The sequence below is a fragment of the Erythrobacter rubeus genome, assembly GCF_014705715.1.
GTDB classification, from domain to species: Bacteria; Pseudomonadota; Alphaproteobacteria; order Sphingomonadales; family Sphingomonadaceae; genus Erythrobacter; species Erythrobacter rubeus.
The window spans coordinates 2268525-2285299 of record NZ_JACXLC010000001.1; the positions used below are offsets into that span (position 1 = coordinate 2268525).

The following is a 16775-nucleotide window of genomic DNA, read 5'->3' on the forward strand; positions in this document are numbered from 1 at the left end:
TGCGGCTTCGTTCCCCAAAGGTCTGAAATTCCTAGCTGAAAAAGGGCAGCTGGACGCAAAAGAGGCCGGAAGCATCCGCTCCCGACCTCTTTTTGTCCGGCGCTCCGCCAAGGGAACACCCAAGATGCGCGAGTTTAAGCGCCTTCGATACCGGCAGTATCGATCTTCAGGCCCGGTCCCATCGTCGTGGTGAGCGAGACCTTCTTCACGTACTTACCCTTGGCGCCCGAAGGCTTCGCCTTGACGATCGCCTGGGTCATCGCCTCGAAGTTCTGCTTCAGCGCATCATCCGAGAACGACAGCTTGCCGATGCCGGAGTGCACGATGCCCATCTTCTCGACGCGGAACTCGACCTGGCCGCCCTTGGCGTCCTTCACGGCCTGCTCCACGTTCGGTGTGACGGTGCCCAGCTTAGGGTTCGGCATCAGGCCCTTCGGACCGAGCACCTTACCCAGACGGCCCACGACGCCCATCATGTCCGGCGTGGCGATCACGCGGTCGTAATCGAGATTGCCTGCCTGCATGTCTTCCATCAGGTCTTCCGCGCCGACCTTGTCGGCACCGGCTGCTGCGGCTTTCTCCGCATTGTCGCCCTTGGCGAACACGGCAACCTTCACGTCCTTGCCCGTGCCCGAAGGCAGCGAAACCATGCCGCGGACCATCTGGTCTGCGTGACGCGGATCGACGCCGAGGTTCATCGCGATTTCGACCGTCTCGTCGAACTTCGCCTTGTGCTCGCGCAGGGTCGCGATAGCTTCATCGACCGTGTAGAGCTTTTCGTTGTCCAGCTCGGCAACGGCCTTCTGCTTCTTTGTTTGCTTTGCCATTGTATCAGCCCTCCACTTCGAGACCCATCGAACGCGCGGAGCCTTCGATGATTTTCATGGCCTGATCGATATCGTTCGCGTTGAGATCCTTCATCTTGGTCTCGGCGATTTCCTTGATCTGGCTCTGGCTGATCTTGCCGACCTTGTCCTTGTTCGGCTCACCCGAACCCTTCTTAACCTTCGCGGCCTTCTTCAGGAGGTAGCTGGCAGGCGGGGTCTTGGTGGTGAAGGTGAACGAACGGTCCGCATAGACGGTGATCGTGGTCGGGATCGGGGCGTTCTTTTCCATGTCCTGCGTCGCGGCGTTGAACGCCTTGCAGAATTCCATGATGTTAACGCCGCGCTGACCCAGCGCCGGGCCGATCGGCGGCGACGGGTTTGCGGTGCCCGCAGGCACCTGGAGCTTGATATAGCCCTCAATCTTCTTGGCCATGAATGGCCTCCTTTCTCACTGTTGCCTCCTTCAGATGACCCGCTCATCCTGAGTTTGTCGAAGGAGGCTCATGTTAAGCGGTCCAGCGGCTGACATCGCCAGCCTCCCGCGCGGATTTCCAAAGCATTGCTAGGGAAGGGGCGCACATAGCGATTCCGGACGCTTTTGCAAGCGCTAAACCATGACCACGACCGAGACATGGACCGCGCAAGTGCATGTTTTCGAAAAAACTCGTAATCATCATACTGAATTGATTTATCGAAACTAATTTCGATTTCCGATGCCTTATGAGCCTGCAAAGTGTCAGCTTCCATTTTCCTTGCATCAGCTCTCTTCAGAATGACCGAGAACATCGATCGGATTTGCCCGGTCTCGATACCCGCTCATCCTAGAGTAGGAAAACAGCACTCCGCGTTATAGCAACGGTCATCACGCGGCACCGCAGTGATGCGAATTGCTTCACACAACCATGCGGGTCGAGATAAGGCCTGCCCGCACACCCGCACCCGCTACGTCACCTGCATCAAAACCTCAGAAAGTAACGCGCCAGTGGGTCCCGCGTTCGCTCTCGGCTTGGTCAATGCGCCCGCCTATCTGATCGACCAGGTCATTAAGCAGTTCGACGCCGTGAAAGCCATTGTCGTCCTTGCGCGCCGGCTCCTGGAGTCCGCGTCCGTTATCGCGCACTTCCAGAACTTTCTGACCCGCGTCCTGTTTAAGCTCGACCTCTATCGTACCGCCTTCAGGACCAAACGCGTGCTTGTAGGCATTTGTGACCATTTCGCAGGTGATCAGGCCGAGCGGTGTCAGGGCGTCCACGGGGATATCGAGCTGTTCGAAATGGCCCGTCAGTTCCACCTCTTCCCGGCCCATGCTTTTGCGCATGAGGTCCAGCAGATCGTCGAAGAACGCCGCCGCGTCGATGTCGCCCGCACTGTCGCTGCGATAAAGGTGTTGGTGGATCAACGCCATCGTCCGCGCCCGGTCGGAGGTTGACTTGGCGAGCGTCGCGGCATCGGTCCCCTTGCCGATTTGCCGCGATCCGATGCGTAGCAGGCTCGAGAGCAGCAGGAGGTTGTTCCCAGCCCTGTGCTGAGTTTCGTGCAGGAAGGTATTCTTCACAGCGACCAGCCGCGTTTGCATCCGGTAGGAGCGATAGGCGAAGAAAGCGGCAAGCAGAGCTAGCAGCGCCAACACCGCGCCGGCGACCACAAATCCGTTAGCGCGTTCAAGTCGCAATTGACGGACCTCGGCCTCGCGCTGCGATAAGGACAGAGCCTGCTCATTGTTCCAGAGATCGAACTTGAGTTCGGTATTCGCTGCCGCTTCCAGCTTTTCACTTTCGAAACGCGTATTGCCCAGTTCAAGCGCGCGCTGCGCATAACCAAGCGCTTCATCGGCGCGGCCCATGCGCCCGAGCAGGGTCGCCATGTTCGAATTGAAGTCAGCCTCCCAATAGCGGTAGGAGGAGTCGCCCGAAAGCGAAGTCGGGTCGACATCCTCACGCTCTATGATCGCCTGCGCCTGCGAAAGCGTCGCATCCGCCTCCACCGTCTCATTGCGCTCAAGATGCACGCCCGACATCCAGCTGAGCATGGCCGCTGCCTCAAGCGGGTTGCGCCGCTCCAACGTGACCGGGACAGCACTTTGCGCCATCTTCAACGCTTCTTGAGTGCGGCCTTGCGCATGAAGCGATTTTGCGTAGTGATAATTGAGGAAGCCGTTGAGCGGGTGCTTCGGTTCTTCTCGCAGAGTATCGTAGGCTACCTTGTAGCGGGTCAACGCGGCAGCGTGATCTTCCTGCATGGCGAGAGCCCAACCGATATTGGCGTGAAACGTCGATGTTCGTGATGCAGACGTCAATCGTGACTGCTCCCACAGGTCCAGTGCGCGTTCGTACATGCCGATCGCCCGCTCATAGTCGCCGATATCGGCGAGAACATTGGCTATGCTGTTGGTAGCGGTGGTTTCTCCAGTGAGATCGCCTTCCGATCGATAGAGGTCGATTACCTCCTCGTAACTCTCAAGCGCGCCCGCGAAATCGCCTACCAGATAAGCGTGTTGTCCCAGCGCGTAGACGATCTCTGGCTTGAAGGACGACAATTCCCCCTGCTCTGTCCGATCGAGGATGGTCAGCAGGACGTCGCGCATTTCGTCCGTGTCGTAACGGACACGCGCACGCAAACTCTTGGCGAGCATCAAGCACGAGGCATATTCGGGCTGTCCTTCGGCTTCGGCACCGTCGATAAGGTCATCGAGGGCCTGATCACTAAGCGTCGCCTTGTCGCTCGCAATTATCGACGTGTTCCGGCACAGAAGCTTACGCCCCATGTGGTTCAATGACGGAATGATGTCGAAGCTGGCACGGTATTGCTCCAACGCGCCGGAGACATCTTTTTCACGCGCCGCGATCGCCCCGAGGCCGGAACGGATATGCGGTGCGAAACCGATCATCTGGTGTTCGCCGGCCAGCGCCAGCGCTCGCTCGCTTCGGCTCCGCGCTTGTTCGACGTCGCCGCGATAGAAGGCCGCGGTGCCAAGCGAGTGCATCAGGATTGTCTCGGCTTGATGGTTCGAGCCGCTGCGCGCGTCGTCAATCATGCGCTGCATCGTTTCTTCGGCTTGATCAGGCTCGGCGCGTATTTCCGACCGGATCGCTATCGCCTCGAAGATTTGCGCAGCTGCCTCTGCCAGCGATGGCACAAACTCGTCGAAGCGGGACGCCGGAATGGTCTGCGGATATGCCGAGGCATAGGTCTTGGCGAACTGGTCCTGATCGGCCGGCTCTGCCTGCACCAGCGCGGTCACACAGCTTTTCACTGCCTGCGTCTTGTCGGGAGAAACGGCAAGGTCGACATCGAGCAGCGGCGCGCATTCGGGCACGCCGATCGCTTCTCTTGAGGCTTGCGAGCACGAGGCGAGAGTAAGCGCTGCCGCTAGCGCGAGGCTTGCCGCTCGCACGAAACCGCACCGCGATCTGTGGCTCATCGACAAAAGCTGCGAGACGAAGCCGCTCCTCCCGTCAAGGGCGGTCTTCCCTCCCGCCGATCCCGCAGGAAGCTATCACGAACCGGGAATTTTTGAAGCCCGAAATGCAACCGCTCTTCTTTCGAAGTGCACGGCGCTCTCGCGGAGCTTTTATTTCACCAATTCAACCTGTTCGAAGTCCAGCTCGACAGGCGTCGCGCGGCCGAAGATGGAAACGCTGACCTTGACCTTCGCCTTGTCGAAATCGAGCTCTTCCACCACGCCGTTGAAGCTTGCGAACGGGCCGTCCAGCACCTTGACCTGATCGCCGATTTCGTAATCGACATTGACCTGCTGCTTGGGCGCGGATTTCGCTTCTTCGACGCCGCCGAAATAGCGCGCGGCCTCTTTCTCGCTGATCGGCTGGGGCTTGTTGCCCGAACCGAGGAAGCCGGTGACTTTCGGCGTATTCTTGACGAGGTGGTAGACATCGTCGGTCATATTCAGCTTGGCGAGGACATAGCCCGGCATGAACTTGCGCTCGACCTGAACCTTCTTGCCGCGCTTGACCTCAGTAATGGTCTCGGTCGGAACTTCGACCTCTTCGACGCCCTCGGCCAGGCCAAGGCGTTCGGCCTCGGAAAGGATCGCTTCCTTCACTTTGTTCTCGAAGCCGGAATAGGCGTGAATGATGTACCAGCGAGCCATGGATTATCCTTGAAAAACTGCCTGCTTTGTCCGCGCCGGATCAGGCGAGCGTGAGCAGGAAATTGACGATTGCGTTGAACAGGCTGTCGATCCCGAAGAAGAACAGCGACAGGATCACCATGAAGATGAACACGAAGATCGCGGTGCGAACCGTCTCTTCGCGGGTGGGCCACACGACCTTGCCGGTTTCAGTGCGAACCTGGTTCACGAATTCGGGCAGGGATGTCTTGCGCTTTTTCTCTTCGGCCATTGGATCAGCCTCGTCCTTGTAAAACTGCGTTGCTTCCGGCTGCGGTCTACAGGCCCCCGGGGCCGCATGCCAAGTCTGTCAGGTAAGTGTCGCCTGCGTCCGGGACAAGATCGCCGGAGGGGCTTTTCGTAACTGACAATGTCGGAAGACGCTGTGTCCCTTACGCCCGGCCTCACGCAAAAGCAAGCGCAGCGGCGCGCAGATTGGGTGGGTTACGCGGGTATGGTCCATGGGCATGGCGAAAACGCACCACTGCCGCTCAAATGCGCAGCCGGGGGCTAGTCAAGCCGGGAACGCGGCTCTAGCGTGTTGGGCTTCAATTCGGGGTCACCCGTTCGGGGACGCATATCAATGTTCGAGGGGAAGCCATAATGGCTGCAGCACCGACCGGCGCGGAAGCTTGGATCGCGCCGATCACCAATGTTTCGGATTTCATCTGGGGCGGAACGTGGAACGGGGTGGAGGTTCTGCCTTTCCCGCCGATGACCATCGTCCTGCTCGGCATCGGCCTGTGGATCATGGTCGGGCTGAAATTCTATCCGCTCATCAAGCTTGGCAGCGCGTTCAAGGGGCTGTTCTCCAGCCGCAAGGGATCGGGCGACGGGGAGATTTCGCCCTTCGCAGCGCTTTCGACCGCGCTTTCCGGACAAGTCGGCACGGGTAATCTGGCGGGCGTTGCGACCGCGATCGCGCTGGGCGGACCCGGAGCGATCTTCTGGATGTGGGTGACGGCCCTGTTCGGCATGGCACTCGCCTTCGCCGAAGGATCGCTCGCCATCCGCTACCGTGAGCGCACCAGCGACGGCGTGCTGCGCGGCGGCCCGATGACGTACATCATGATGGGTCTCGGTCCGAAATGGACGTGGCTCGCCATCGTGTTCTGCATCGGCACGCTCTTCTCGGCGCTGGTCACCGGCAATTCGATCCAGGCGAATGCGGTTGCCGACGGCCTCAACGAATTGTTCGGTATCGAGGAAGCCATCGGCGGCGCGATTGTCGCGGTGCTGGTGTTCGTCGTCATCATTGGCGGGATCAAATCGATCGGCAGCGTTGCCGAAAAGATCATTCCGTTCATGGCAGGCGCCTATGTCATCATGGCGGCCATCGCTCTCATCCTGAACTTCGCCGATCTGCCCGAAACGTTCGGCCTGATCTTCTACGGCGCGTTCAATCCGCAAGCGGCGACCGGCGGTTTTGCAGGCGCAGCGATCATCATTGCGATCCGCGCAGGCGTGGCCCGCGGACTGTTCTCCAACGAGGCAGGCCAGGGTTCGACCGCGATCGCGCACGCCGTGGCACAGACCAACGATCCCGAGCAGCAGGGCCGTATGGCGATGCTCGGCACATTTATCGACACGATCATCATCTGCACCATGACGGCACTGGTTATCCTGACCGTGCGCGGTGACTTCACCGCGGGCGGCGAGGCGGTGCTGCATGCCTGGCAATCCGACCGCGTCGGCTTCGAAATGACAAGCGGCGCATTTGCTGCGGCGTTTCCGGTCGAGCTGGCAGGTGTCCCGATCGGGACTCTCATTGCGAGCGTCGCGCTGATCCTGTTCGTGTTCACCACCCTGCTGACATGGTCGTATTACGGCGAGCGGGCGATCACCTTCATCTACGACCGGATCCCTGGTTCGAGCCGGGGCGGAGAGAAAACCCTGCACATCATCTGGCGTGTGGTTTGGTGCGTCGTCATCTGGCTCGCCGCGGCTCAGCCATCCGAGCTGGTCTGGCGCCTCGGCGATATTTCCAACGCCGCGATGGCTCTGCCAAACCTGCTCGCCCTCGCTCTGTTGTCGGGCGTGGTCTTCGCGATTGCCAAGGGTAACAAGAAAGCGGGAAAAACGTTCACGGCGGATACGCCGGAGGAACCTGAGGAGTATTGATTTAAGGGCGCTCTCCGGCGCGCTGCCGATCTCTCGGACAAGAAAGGGCGCTGCGGACCAAACCGCAGCGCTCTTTTTTCGTGAGATGTATGCCGGCGAATCTACCGCAGGCCGAACCAGCGCTCCAGCAAGCCAGGCTCTTCCATCGGCCGAATACGGCCATATTTCATCTGGCGCGTCGCTGCGTCTGTGTGCGGGCGCGGATTGGACCATTTGTCCGGCTTGCTAGAACGGATCGGAGCGCTCGTCATCTCATTGATCTCCTTGGGCTTTTGATATGTCGTTTTGCAGGGTTCAACCGCGCCAGGCTAAGTTGGTTCCCCTAAACGAGCCGATCGAGCGCACCAGGCGCACGACGAATGGCGCGCCAAGGTTGGAGATCTAACGAATTTTTAGGAGGTGGCAGGGGCACAGAGACTCGAACTCTGGACCTTCGGTTTTGGAGACCGACGCTCTACCAACTGAGCTACGCCCCTGCACGAGAGGCGCGCTTTAGCCTCGCGATTTCGGATAGGCAACATCTGATGCGCTCCGATCCAAACGCACACCGCTCGCTTTATCGCATCAGAGAACCAAGCCACTGGTCTGACGGGCTGCGCATGGTATCCTCAGGCTCACAATGCACTCTCCGTTCAGCCCTTTGATTCCCGTGGACACCCTGCTGCTCGCCTATCGCAGCGGGATATTCCCGATGGCGGACAAGCGCGAGGACACCGATATCTTCTGGGTCGAACCGCGCGATAGGGCAATCATTCCGCTGGACCGGCTGCATGTCTCCCGGAGCCTGCGCAAGACGCTGCACAGCGACCGGTTCACCGTCACGATCGACCGGGAGTTCGGGCAAGTGATCCGTGCCTGTTCGAAGCCGCGGCCGGGGCACCCGGAAAGCTGGATCAGCGACCGCATCATCGCCAGTTACGAGCAATTGCATAAAGCGGGCCATGCGCACTCGGTGGAATGCTGGCTTCCTGCGGAGGACGGGCAGCCTACCCTGGCAGGCGGACTTTACGGCGTCGCTTTCGATTCGGTTTTTTGCGGCGAAAGCATGTTCAGCCGCGCGAGCGACGCGAGCAAGGTCGCGCTGTGCTGGCTCGTGGCCCTGATGCGCGATGCGGGTTTCAGGTTGCTCGATTGCCAATTCATGACCGACCATCTTGCCTCGATGGGAGCCGTCGAAATGCCGCAGCGGGATTATCTCACGCTGGTATCGCAAGCCGAGTGCGAGCCGCCAAAGACGCTTGTTCAGGCGTTTGACGATCTCGTTGAAACCGCGAGCGAAGCTCACTCGTCTCCGGGAAAGCTCATCGCGCAATCCTTGACCCAGACGTCGTAGATCGGGTGCTCGACCACGTTGAGGCTGGGCGATTCCTTGAAGAGCCAGCCTGAAAAGACGCGGGTGTGTTCGGACGCCCGGCGGTTGCGGATATCCACCTGAACGAAAGCACCTGTTTCCTTCGGCATTTCCCAAGGCGCAGTCCGCTCGCAGGCCGCAAGCGTCAGGATCACGGGCCCTTCTTCGACCGTTTCCCCCGGTCGCATCTCGAAATCCTGGCTCACATTATTGCGCTTGTTCAGCAGACCGATCGTCGCCACGCGCTCGGCCATGGGCGTGGCTCCGGTTTGCGCGGGCAACGCCGCTCCATCCTCTTGGACGCCGCCCTGCCCGCTGCCGGCATCGTCCTGCGACTGGTCGATCGGCACGACCACCGTATCGCTGTCTTCCGTTTCGCTCCCGCACGCGGCGAGCGCCAGCGCGAGAGCGATTACCGAAAGCGGATGGGAAGCGCGCATGGTCAGCCTGTCAGCCTTCGGGCGACCATGCCTCGTAATCGCCATCGGCGCGGGCGCGTTTGCCGCCGCGTTCAAGCGCGCCCTGCGGGCGATACGCTTGCGCGGTGCCGGTGGCATTGGGGGTATAATCGACCTCCCAGATTTTCGCGGGCGGCAGATTGCTTTCGGGAACATCGTCGAACGCTCCGTGCAGCCAGCCGTGCCATTCGGAAGGCACTCGGCTCGCATCGTTTGCACCGTTATAGATCACCCAGCGTTTTTCGTTCTGAGTGTAGGAGCCGGTCGATTTGCCGGTGTCCTTGGCTTTCTTGCGATAATATTTGTTGCCCAGCGCATCGGTGCCGACATGCTCGCCGCCAACCCGCTTTGCCCACCAGTGCGTGCCCAGCGTCGCGCCGTCCCACCAGGTGAAGATTTTTCCGAAGATTCCCATGGCCGGGCGATTAGCCGAATTGGCCGTGCCCGCCAAGCCGGGTTTTGCCCATCCGCTTGCAAATCCGGCTGCGCTGCGCCGGGCCGCGTCAGGGGATGGTGTAGATGACCTCGTCACCCGGTTCGATGCCTAGCTCCGCCGCTCGCCCTGCCACCAGTTCGAGCACTGCGGAGGTCAGCCCGCTCGAAGGGACGGAATCCGTCGAATAGGGAACAGTGTTGGCGGCGATATTGGTGATTTTCCCGTCTGTGCCGATGAAGATGATGTCGAGCGACATCGGTGTATTCTTCATCCAGAAACTGCGCGCCTGCGGGGTGTAGCTTGGGAAAAGCATCCCTTCGTTCTCGCCCATTTCGGTGCGGAACATGAGGCCTTTCGCCTGTTCCTCTGCCGAAGCGGCGACTTCGACGCGGAAAGGATGGCGCTCCTCGCCGCTGACGACCTCGACATCGATCACTTCGAGCCCGGACACGGGATGGCGGTCGATAGCGGTTTCGGCCGGCGGAGCGGCTTGAGTCTCCTCGGCAGCGCCAACGGGCGCGCACGCAGCGGCCAGCATCGCGGCCCCGCCAAGAGCCCCGAAAAGGGCGCGACGAAGAATGCGGAGAATAGTGTTAAAAGCCATAATGTCCCTCATTGTCCTCATCGTCCCGCGCTTCGGCCAGCCACTCTTCGACATCCTCCGCATTGGCTGCATCGAGGATGAACCGCACGTGCTCATACTGGTGGCCCGCGCGCAGCATGGCGGCAACCTGTTTCTCGCGGGTCTTTCGCTGCGCGTCCAGATCCTCGCTCTCGTCATCCGGGTCGGCGGCCCGCCCAAACGGGCCGAAGCGCCGCTTCGTTGCCAGCATGATGGCAGCTTCGCGGCATCTGTATTCGCCCGGCGCATTGTCTTCGCGCACGGTCTCTTCGACGCCCGCAGCCCACAGCGCCTGTTCGACGCGCCGGGCGCCGTAGCCGCGCGCGGTCAGATCGCGGGTTTTCATCCGGGCATAGGCATCGTCATCGACATAGCCGAGCTCGATCAGGCGGGTGACCAGGCCCGTGATATTGAGATCGCGCGTGCGCCCGTCCTCATCCTCGGCAACGCCGCGCTCACGGACCTTGCGGGCGAGATACCCTTCCAGCTTCGCCCCGGTGGTCGCAAAGCGGGCGGCGTAAGACAGCGCGAGGTCGCGCAGCAGCGAATCGTCGAGAGGGCGCGATTTCTTGCGCTTGCGAGCGGATTTGCCATCCAAGCTCGGCCTGCCGCAATCGCGACTATCTGGTGACGAATTCGTACCCATTGTAACTTTTTCGCCTTATTCGTGCCACACTCGTTATCAAATGGAAAAGAGTGGATCGCTCTTGGCGCGCAAGCCATGGGCGTAATGGGACATAATAGAGCGCGGACAACCGCGCTGCAAATAACGGGTATCGCTGAAGAAAAATGAGGGACGACGCTTTGACGCCGACACCAAATGATTGCGATTTGCCGCGCATTCGCGCCCAGTTCGATACGTTTGGCGAAGCGATAGATTACGCTGCGCGGAGCAAAAAGGGCCTGAATTTCCACGATATGCGTGGACAACTTTCGCGGGTCTATCCTTATTCCGAGATGCGCGAAGACGCGCTGGTCATGGCGCGCCGCCTGATCGCCTTCGGGATCAAGCCGAAGGACCGGGTCGCGCTGATCGCGGAAACCGCGCCTGAATTCGCCAGCCTGTTTTGCGCCTGCATTTATGCCGGCGCCTGGCCCGTGCCTCTTCCGCTGCCCACGTCGTTCGGAGGCAAGGACAGCTATATCGATCAGCTTGCCGTGCAGCTCGGCAGCTCGGATCCGGCGATCCTGATCTATCCCGAAGAAATCGGCGAAATGGCCGCTGCTGCCGCCGCCAAGCAGGGGTGCCACGGAGAAAGCTGGCAGGATTTTGCCACGCGCGAGGCGCCCGATTGCGACCTGCCGGAGATGAGCTCGGACGATATCTGCTATCTGCAATATTCCAGCGGATCGACCCGTTTTCCGACCGGTGTTGCGGTGACGCACAAGGCGCTGCTGCACAATCTCTACGGCCATGCCGTTTCCATGGATCTCGGCAATGACAATCGCTGCGTTAGCTGGCTGCCGTGGTATCATGACATGGGCCTTGTCGGGTGCTTCCTGTCGCTGATCGCAAATCAGTTTTCGGTCGATCTGCTCAAACCGGATGCGTTTGCGCGCCGCCCCCTTGCCTGGCTCGACATGATCAGCCGCAATCCGGGGCGTACGGTCTCCTATTCGCCGACATTCGGGTACGACATCTGCGCCCGCCGGATATCGAGCCAGTCGAATGTCGCCGAAAGGTTCGACCTGTCGCGCTGGCGGATCGCAGGCAACGGCGCGGACATGATCCGGCCCGATGTCATGCAGAGCTTCGTCAATGCCTTCAGCGAAGCCGGGTTCAAGGCCAGCGCTTTCACCCCGTCCTACGGCCTTGCCGAAGCGGTTCTGGCCGTCACCGTCATGCCGCCGGGCGAAGGCATCCGTGTCGAACTGGTCGAAGAAGAGCGTCTGTCGGGCACGCCGCGTGATATTTCGCGCCCGGCGCGCTACCGCGCGATCGTCAATTGCGGCAAGGCCCTGCCCGATATGGAAGTGCGTATCTGCGGCGAGGACGGCAATGCCCGCGGCGACCACCAGATCGGCAAGGTCTGGTGCCGCGGGCCAAGCGTCATGCATTCCTATTTCCGCAACGAGGAAGCCACCAAGGACTGCCTGGTGCCTGACAAAGACGGAAAAGGTGACTGGCTCGATACTGGTGACATGGGATATCTCGCCGATGGTTACCTGTTCATCGTCGGCCGGGCGAAGGACATGATCATCATCAACGGCAAGAACCACTGGCCTCAAGATATCGAATGGGCGGTTGAGCAATTGCCGGGCTTCAACCACGGCGACATCGCCGCTTTCTCGGTCGAGACCGAAGGCGGGGAAGAAGCGCCAGCAGTGCTGGTCCATTGCCGCGTTGCCGACCCGGTCGAGCGCGCGAAGCTGCGCGAACAGATTTCCGACAAGGTCCGCTCGGTCACGGGTATGAGCTGCGTCGTGGAACTGGTCCCGCCGCGCACGCTCCCGCGCACATCTTCTGGCAAGCTCAGCCGGGCGAAGGCGAAAAAGCTGTATCTTTCAGGCGAGATCGTGCCACTCGATCTGGCGGCATAGACCTCAATTCTCTGACCAGGCTCTACTCGGTCCGCAATTGACCCCATTGCGCGCGCAGGGGTCCTGTGCCCGGTCGCACTTCGACGTCTACGCCGCGGCTCGACAGGATCTCGGCCGCTGCCGATGCGCTTTCAGCCTCACCCGTGAGGACGATGGGAATTTCGATCCGTGTCGCCGCCCATTCTATGATTTCGAGCGCGCGCGTGCCTGCCAAGGTTGGTCCATTGGTGTCGAACGGTATCTCCGCCGGCAACGCGCCAGCGGGCGGTAGCAGCTCGACGGTCCATTCCGGCTCGGTGCGAGCGATGCGCTCTTCCAATGCGCGGTAGACGGCGAGATTGGCATCCTCGAGCCGCTCTGCACGCACGAGAGCGCGCCGCCTCGTGCGGTCGATCAAAACGTCGCTCTCCGGCACGCCTGCGACCAGAGCCAGCCGCTGAGCAAGGTCCTCTGCTCGCTCAGTCGCCGCCGCCTCCTCGCTTGCCCGCGCCGCCGATAATTGCGCCTGTTCCGCCGCGCTGGCGCTGGTGCCGACCTGATACTGGGTGAGCGACAATTCGACCGGACGATCAAGGCGGCTCGCCAATGCCCGCTCGATCTCTCCCTCTGCCTCGGCCAGCAGAGTGGGTGTCAGCATAGTCGCGCTGACTGACAGCGGCTCTGTTCCGAATTCGATATCCAGCGCGTCGATGAGCGAGCGATTGTCGAATTTTTCCTGTATCTCCGCCCGTACGATCCGCTGCGCATTGGTCTGCCACGCGATTTGCTGCAGCGAGAAGGCGAGCGGGATCGCCAGACCGATAAAGACCGAGGCAACCGCGATGTTCTGAAACACGGTGTTGCGCGTGCTCAGCGTCGTCTTGAACCCGTAAAGCCGCGCCATGCCCCATGCCGTGAGCGCGATGGTGATGAGGTTGGTTACGTAGAGCAGCAACGCGCCGGAGAAGACCGTCCAGTTCCATGTCGCAAGGCCAAAGCCGACCACCGCCAGCGGCGGCATCAAGGCGGTGGCGATCGCCACACCGACAATCGTGCCCTCGCGCCCGCGGATCATCGCATAGGCACCGGCGAGCGCGGAAAAGAGCGCAACGAACAGGTCGAACAGGTTCGGCTGCGTGCGCGCGGCGATCTCAGGCGTGATCGTCTGGATCGGCGACATGTACACGAGCAGCGCGGTCAGCCCGATACCCATCGCGCTGCCATAGGCAAGGCTCCGCGCGGATTGCTTGAGCCACTGGTAATCGCCAATCGCCAACGCGAAGCCCAGTCCCATGATCGGCCCCATCAAAGGCGACAATAGCATGGCGCCGATGACCACTGCCGGCGATGACAGCAGCAGGCCGAGCACCGCGATACCGGCGCTCATCGCCGTCATGAACAGATAGCGTTCGGAAAGCAGGCAGTCCTCTCTGCGCTTTTCGATCACTTCGGCCTGGTTGACCGTACCCACCACATCGCGCAGCCACCAACGGCGCCAACTGAACACGACGCTGCCGAAAGTGGAGCCCTGCGGTTTGACTTCCGTTGTCGCTTTTTCCTCGCTCGCTGAGGGCGCAGAGGGGGTACTGGTTTCGCTCACGATCGGTCTTTATCCCGTCTTTGGGGCTTGGAAATTCCCGGCTATTTACGAGCCTTTGAAACCGATGGATAGCACAATCGCAAATCGTTGGATCGGCGGCGCCAAACGCGCTAGCGTGGGCCGAAATCTTGAAAGCCGTGTTTTAGATCACTAATACAGTAGGAATATCAGGGCCGCGTAAGATCAGGCAAGCGCGCGCATGAGGGAGCAGACAACAAGCATGAGCACCGAAATGACACCGGAGACAAAGACCGCCGCGCCAACGAAAACGGCCACCGATTTCGAATTGACGCCGCCCGATCCCGTGCCAGAGGTTGCTCCGGAAAAGGCGGCCGGGCTAGTTCCGGTATCCTCGGAGCAGAAATCGAAGCTCGACACAAAAGTCGATGCCTTCGTGACCGATCTCGTTTCCGTCGATGCCAATTCGCCCGCATTCGGTGAAAAGGTCGATCAGATCACGCGCATGGGCCAGGAGCAGATCCGCGCCGCCGCCGCGCATTCCAATCGCTTCCTCGATCGCCCGGTACGTGCGATGGATGCCGACAGCAGTGTTGGCAGCGACCTTGCCGAATTGCGCCGCACAGTCGAAGATCTCGATCCCGGTCGCAAGAACAAGCTGCTGACCCCGCGCAAGCTGTTCGGCATCATCCCCTTCGGCAACAAGCTGAAGAACTATTTCGACAGCTACACCTCCGCGCAGGGCCATATCCAAGCGATTCTCGAGCGGCTCGAAGGCGGCAAGAAGGAACTGCACCTCGACAATGCCGCGATCGATACCGAACGCGCGAAATTGTGGGAGGCGATGGGCGAGCTGGAACAGATGATCCACATCGCCAAGACGCTCGACGAGCGGCTTGAGCAGAAAGCGCTCGAACTCGATTCCAGCGATCCCGAAAAGGCTAAGGCACTGCGTGAAAGCGCGCTGTTCTACGTCCGCCAGCGCACGCAGGACCTGCTGACGCAGATGGCGGTGAGCGTTCAGGGCTATCTGGCGCTAGATCTGGTGAAAAAGAACAATGTCGAACTGGTGAAAGGCGTCGACCGCGCGAGCACCACCACGGTGGGTGCGCTGCGCACCGCTGTCACCGTAGCGCAGGCGATGACGAACCAGAAACTGGTGCTGCAGCAGATCACGTCGCTCAACCAGACGACCACTGACATCATCGATTCCACCAGCACGCTTTTGCGCGAGCAGACCGCGCAGATTCACGAGCAGGCCGCTTCCTCCACGATTCCGCTGGAGACGCTGCAGCGCGCCTTTCAGAATATCTACGATACGATGGACGAGGTCGACGATTTCAAGGTTCGCGCGCTGCAAAGCATGAAGCAGACCGTGAACGTCCTCACCGACGAGGTGGAGAAGTCCAAAGGCTATATCGCCCGCGCCGAAGGTCAGGCCCAGGCTCAGGCCAAGGTCGCCTCCGAACCATCGCTGCTGGCGCTCGATAACTGATGACAGACACGACTCGAGAATCCGACCAGATCATCCGCGCGGCAAAGCATTCGCTCGTCGTCCAGCGCGAAGGCGGAACGCACCGACCGGGTGACAGCATCGGCGCGGGATCGGCGAGCGCCAAGCGCAAGAACTGGCTGAAGCGCGCAAAGTACTTCGCCGGAGCTGTGCTCACGATCTTGGTCTCAGCATCCATCGCAGGGGTTATCCTGGACGGGATCGGCTTTGTCGGTGTGATGATGGTCGCGCTGGCGGTCATGGCAGCAGCAGGGCTTTTCTCCAACTTCCCGAAGGTGAAAGTTCCCAAAAGGTCCGAGCTGTCCAAGGGCGACCCGAAACAGATGGTGGCGCGCACGGAGCTTTGGCTGGAATCGCAGCGTCCCGCCCTTCCGCCGCCTGCTGTCCAAGTCGTCGACCAGCTTGGCGTGCAGCTCGATGCGCTTGGCCTGCAGCTCGAGACCGTCGATCCGAACCATCCCTCCGTGCGGGAAGTGCGCGAGCTCGTAGGCGAGTACATTCCGGAGACGATCGACAATTATCGAAAAGTGCCTGAGCATCTGCGCGCGCAGGACCATGCCGGCAAAACCGCCGATGAGCGCCTGACGGACAGCCTCGGCAAGCTGTCGAATGAAGTGGACCGGGTCACCCGGCGTCTCGCCGAAGGCGCGCTCGATGATCTCGCGATCAAGGACCGCTACCTGGAATACCGGTACGGCGGCGATGAGCTCATCGAAGACATGACCGGCAAAGCGAATTGACCGGGACACCATGCGCGTAAACCTTCCCCACACCCTCGGCAAAGAGGAAGTGCGCAAACGCATGCGCGAGCGCAGTCACGAAATTGCCGGTTACTTCCCGCCCGGAATGGCGACGATCGAGACAACGTGGCCCGACGAGGATCAGATGGATCTGGTCGTCACGGCTGTGGGCCAGAAGATCAACGGCGCGGTCGAAGTCTACGAAGACGAGGTGGTGATCGAGATGAACCTGCCCGCAATGCTGGGGTTCCTTCGCGGCACGCTGGAACACGCGGTACGGACCCAAGCGACCAAACTGCTTGAGTGATCCCTTCGGGGCAAAATACCTCAAAACCAAAGCCTTATCCGCTGACAGATCGCTCCGAGCCGCTTGCAAACATTGCAATTTGCGGCAACATCTGTCATATCTGATTTACGAATTTAGCGACAATTCAGACTGACACTCAGGAATCGCTTTGCAACGAGGCATTTCACATCGGCACATCCGCCGCCACGCTTGATTT

The 16775-nt window shown here is 60.6% G+C and carries 17 protein-coding genes and 1 tRNA gene; 6 read left to right on the forward strand and 12 right to left on the reverse strand.

Annotated elements, in window-relative coordinates; genetic code table 11:
- Window positions 1–134: 134 nt before the first annotated feature.
- The 5 genes from rplA to secE all read right to left on the reverse strand — a co-directional run bounded on the left by rplA (window position 135) and on the right by secE (window position 5185).
- On the reverse strand, window positions 135–827 hold the full coding sequence (rplA, locus tag IB285_RS11215) for a 50S ribosomal protein L1 (protein WP_190788253.1): 693 nt from the start codon (window positions 825–827) through the stop codon (window positions 135–137).
- A 4-nt stretch (window positions 828–831) separates the two neighbouring features.
- Window positions 832–1260, reverse strand: coding sequence for a 50S ribosomal protein L11 (gene rplK, locus IB285_RS11220; protein WP_190788254.1), 429 nt, complete (start codon window positions 1258–1260; stop codon window positions 832–834).
- A gap of 531 nt (window positions 1261–1791) precedes the next feature.
- Entirely contained in the window at window positions 1792–4248 is a 2457-nt protein-coding gene (locus IB285_RS11225) for a tetratricopeptide repeat-containing sensor histidine kinase (RefSeq protein ID WP_190788255.1), read from the reverse strand.
- 150 nt (window positions 4249–4398) lie between these two features.
- Window positions 4399–4935 (reverse strand): transcription termination/antitermination protein NusG, encoded by a 537-nt coding sequence (nusG, locus tag IB285_RS11230; RefSeq protein WP_190788256.1) that lies wholly within the window; start codon window positions 4933–4935, stop codon window positions 4399–4401.
- Window positions 4936–4975: 40 nt separating this feature from the next.
- Window positions 4976–5185 carry a preprotein translocase subunit SecE gene (gene secE / locus IB285_RS11235; RefSeq protein WP_190788257.1) on the reverse strand — a complete coding sequence of 70 codons (210 nt, stop codon included), beginning with the start codon at window positions 5183–5185 and terminating at the stop codon, window positions 4976–4978.
- A 371-nt stretch (window positions 5186–5556) separates the two neighbouring features.
- Here secE and IB285_RS11240 point away from each other — a divergent pair, with 371 nt between their 5' ends.
- Entirely contained in the window at window positions 5557–7074 is a 1518-nt protein-coding gene (locus tag IB285_RS11240; protein WP_190788258.1) for an alanine/glycine:cation symporter family protein, read from the forward strand.
- A gap of 101 nt (window positions 7075–7175) precedes the next feature.
- On the opposite strand, the gene IB285_RS11245 is transcribed toward IB285_RS11240, so the two are convergent.
- On the reverse strand, window positions 7176–7325 hold the full coding sequence (locus IB285_RS11245; protein WP_190788259.1) for a hypothetical protein: 150 nt from the start codon (window positions 7323–7325) through the stop codon (window positions 7176–7178).
- Between the two features lie 149 nt (window positions 7326–7474).
- A tRNA-Trp gene (locus tag IB285_RS11250) sits at window positions 7475–7550 on the reverse strand.
- Between the two features lie 143 nt (window positions 7551–7693).
- Between IB285_RS11250 and aat the strand changes: the two genes are divergently transcribed.
- Entirely contained in the window at window positions 7694–8407 is a 714-nt protein-coding gene (aat, locus tag IB285_RS11255; protein WP_190788260.1) for a leucyl/phenylalanyl-tRNA--protein transferase, read from the forward strand.
- On the opposite strand, the gene IB285_RS11260 is transcribed toward aat, so the two are convergent.
- The 4 genes from IB285_RS11260 to IB285_RS11275 all read right to left on the reverse strand — a co-directional run bounded on the left by IB285_RS11260 (window position 8356) and on the right by IB285_RS11275 (window position 10539).
- A complete protein-coding gene (locus tag IB285_RS11260) occupies window positions 8356–8865 on the reverse strand; it encodes a DUF2155 domain-containing protein (protein WP_190788261.1) in 510 nt (169 codons plus the stop codon). The two genes, aat and IB285_RS11260, sit on opposite strands and share 52 nt — an antisense overlap.
- 10 nt (window positions 8866–8875) lie before the next feature.
- A complete protein-coding gene (locus IB285_RS11265) occupies window positions 8876–9298 on the reverse strand; it encodes an NADH:ubiquinone oxidoreductase subunit NDUFA12 (RefSeq protein ID WP_190788262.1) in 423 nt (140 codons plus the stop codon).
- An 88-nt stretch (window positions 9299–9386) separates the two neighbouring features.
- Window positions 9387–9923 carry a DUF192 domain-containing protein gene (locus IB285_RS11270; RefSeq protein WP_234033133.1) on the reverse strand — a complete coding sequence of 179 codons (537 nt, stop codon included), beginning with the start codon at window positions 9921–9923 and terminating at the stop codon, window positions 9387–9389.
- Entirely contained in the window at window positions 9913–10539 is a 627-nt protein-coding gene (locus IB285_RS11275) for a regulatory protein RecX (protein WP_234033134.1), read from the reverse strand. Before IB285_RS11275 ends, IB285_RS11270 begins: the two co-directional genes overlap by 11 nt.
- 191 nt (window positions 10540–10730) lie before the next feature.
- On the opposite strand from IB285_RS11275, the gene IB285_RS11280 reads away from it, so the two are divergent.
- The gene (locus tag IB285_RS11280) at window positions 10731–12482 is read left to right on the forward strand and encodes a fatty acyl-AMP ligase (protein WP_190788264.1); all 1752 of its coding nucleotides are present in this window, start codon (window positions 10731–10733) and stop codon (window positions 12480–12482) included.
- Window positions 12483–12504: 22 nt separating this feature from the next.
- On the opposite strand, the gene IB285_RS11285 is transcribed toward IB285_RS11280, so the two are convergent.
- The gene (locus tag IB285_RS11285; RefSeq protein WP_328705882.1) at window positions 12505–14061 is read right to left on the reverse strand and encodes a TIGR00341 family protein; all 1557 of its coding nucleotides are present in this window, start codon (window positions 14059–14061) and stop codon (window positions 12505–12507) included.
- Between the two features lie 220 nt (window positions 14062–14281).
- Between IB285_RS11285 and IB285_RS11290 the strand changes: the two genes are divergently transcribed.
- The 3 genes from IB285_RS11290 to IB285_RS11300 are packed head-to-tail and all read left to right on the forward strand — an operon-like array spanning window position 14282 to window position 16579.
- The gene (locus tag IB285_RS11290; RefSeq protein WP_407925610.1) at window positions 14282–15514 is read left to right on the forward strand and encodes a toxic anion resistance protein; all 1233 of its coding nucleotides are present in this window, start codon (window positions 14282–14284) and stop codon (window positions 15512–15514) included.
- On the forward strand, window positions 15514–16272 hold the full coding sequence (locus IB285_RS11295) for a hypothetical protein (protein ID WP_190788265.1): 759 nt from the start codon (window positions 15514–15516) through the stop codon (window positions 16270–16272). Before IB285_RS11290 ends, IB285_RS11295 begins: the two co-directional genes overlap by 1 nt.
- Window positions 16273–16282: 10 nt before the next feature.
- On the forward strand, window positions 16283–16579 hold the full coding sequence (locus IB285_RS11300) for a polyhydroxyalkanoic acid system family protein (RefSeq protein WP_190788266.1): 297 nt from the start codon (window positions 16283–16285) through the stop codon (window positions 16577–16579).
- The last annotated feature ends 196 nt before the right edge of the window (window positions 16580–16775 follow it).

Coding starts and splice junctions, on each gene's coding strand:
- rplA (WP_190788253.1), bottom strand. CDS start 827: ATGGCAAAGCAAACAAAGAAGCAGAAGGCCGTTGCCGAGCTGGACAAC.
- rplK (WP_190788254.1), bottom strand. CDS start 1,260: ATGGCCAAGAAGATTGAGGGCTATATCAAGCTCCAGGTGCCTGCGGGC.
- IB285_RS11225 (WP_190788255.1), bottom strand. CDS start 4,248: ATGAGCCACAGATCGCGGTGCGGTTTCGTGCGAGCGGCAAGCCTCGCG.
- nusG (WP_190788256.1), bottom strand. CDS start 4,935: ATGGCTCGCTGGTACATCATTCACGCCTATTCCGGCTTCGAGAACAAA.
- secE (WP_190788257.1), bottom strand. CDS start 5,185: ATGGCCGAAGAGAAAAAGCGCAAGACATCCCTGCCCGAATTCGTGAAC.
- IB285_RS11240 (WP_190788258.1), top strand. CDS start 5,557: ATGGCTGCAGCACCGACCGGCGCGGAAGCTTGGATCGCGCCGATCACC.
- IB285_RS11245 (WP_190788259.1), bottom strand. CDS start 7,325: ATGACGAGCGCTCCGATCCGTTCTAGCAAGCCGGACAAATGGTCCAAT.
- aat (WP_190788260.1), top strand. CDS start 7,694: ATGCACTCTCCGTTCAGCCCTTTGATTCCCGTGGACACCCTGCTGCTC.
- IB285_RS11260 (WP_190788261.1), bottom strand. CDS start 8,865: ATGCGCGCTTCCCATCCGCTTTCGGTAATCGCTCTCGCGCTGGCGCTC.
- IB285_RS11265 (WP_190788262.1), bottom strand. CDS start 9,298: ATGGGAATCTTCGGAAAAATCTTCACCTGGTGGGACGGCGCGACGCTG.
- IB285_RS11270 (WP_234033133.1), bottom strand. CDS start 9,923: ATGGCTTTTAACACTATTCTCCGCATTCTTCGTCGCGCCCTTTTCGGG.
- IB285_RS11280 (WP_190788264.1), top strand. CDS start 10,731: ATGAGGGACGACGCTTTGACGCCGACACCAAATGATTGCGATTTGCCG.
- IB285_RS11290 (WP_407925610.1), top strand. CDS start 14,282: ATGAGCACCGAAATGACACCGGAGACAAAGACCGCCGCGCCAACGAAA.
- IB285_RS11295 (WP_190788265.1), top strand. CDS start 15,514: ATGACAGACACGACTCGAGAATCCGACCAGATCATCCGCGCGGCAAAG.
- IB285_RS11300 (WP_190788266.1), top strand. CDS start 16,283: ATGCGCGTAAACCTTCCCCACACCCTCGGCAAAGAGGAAGTGCGCAAA.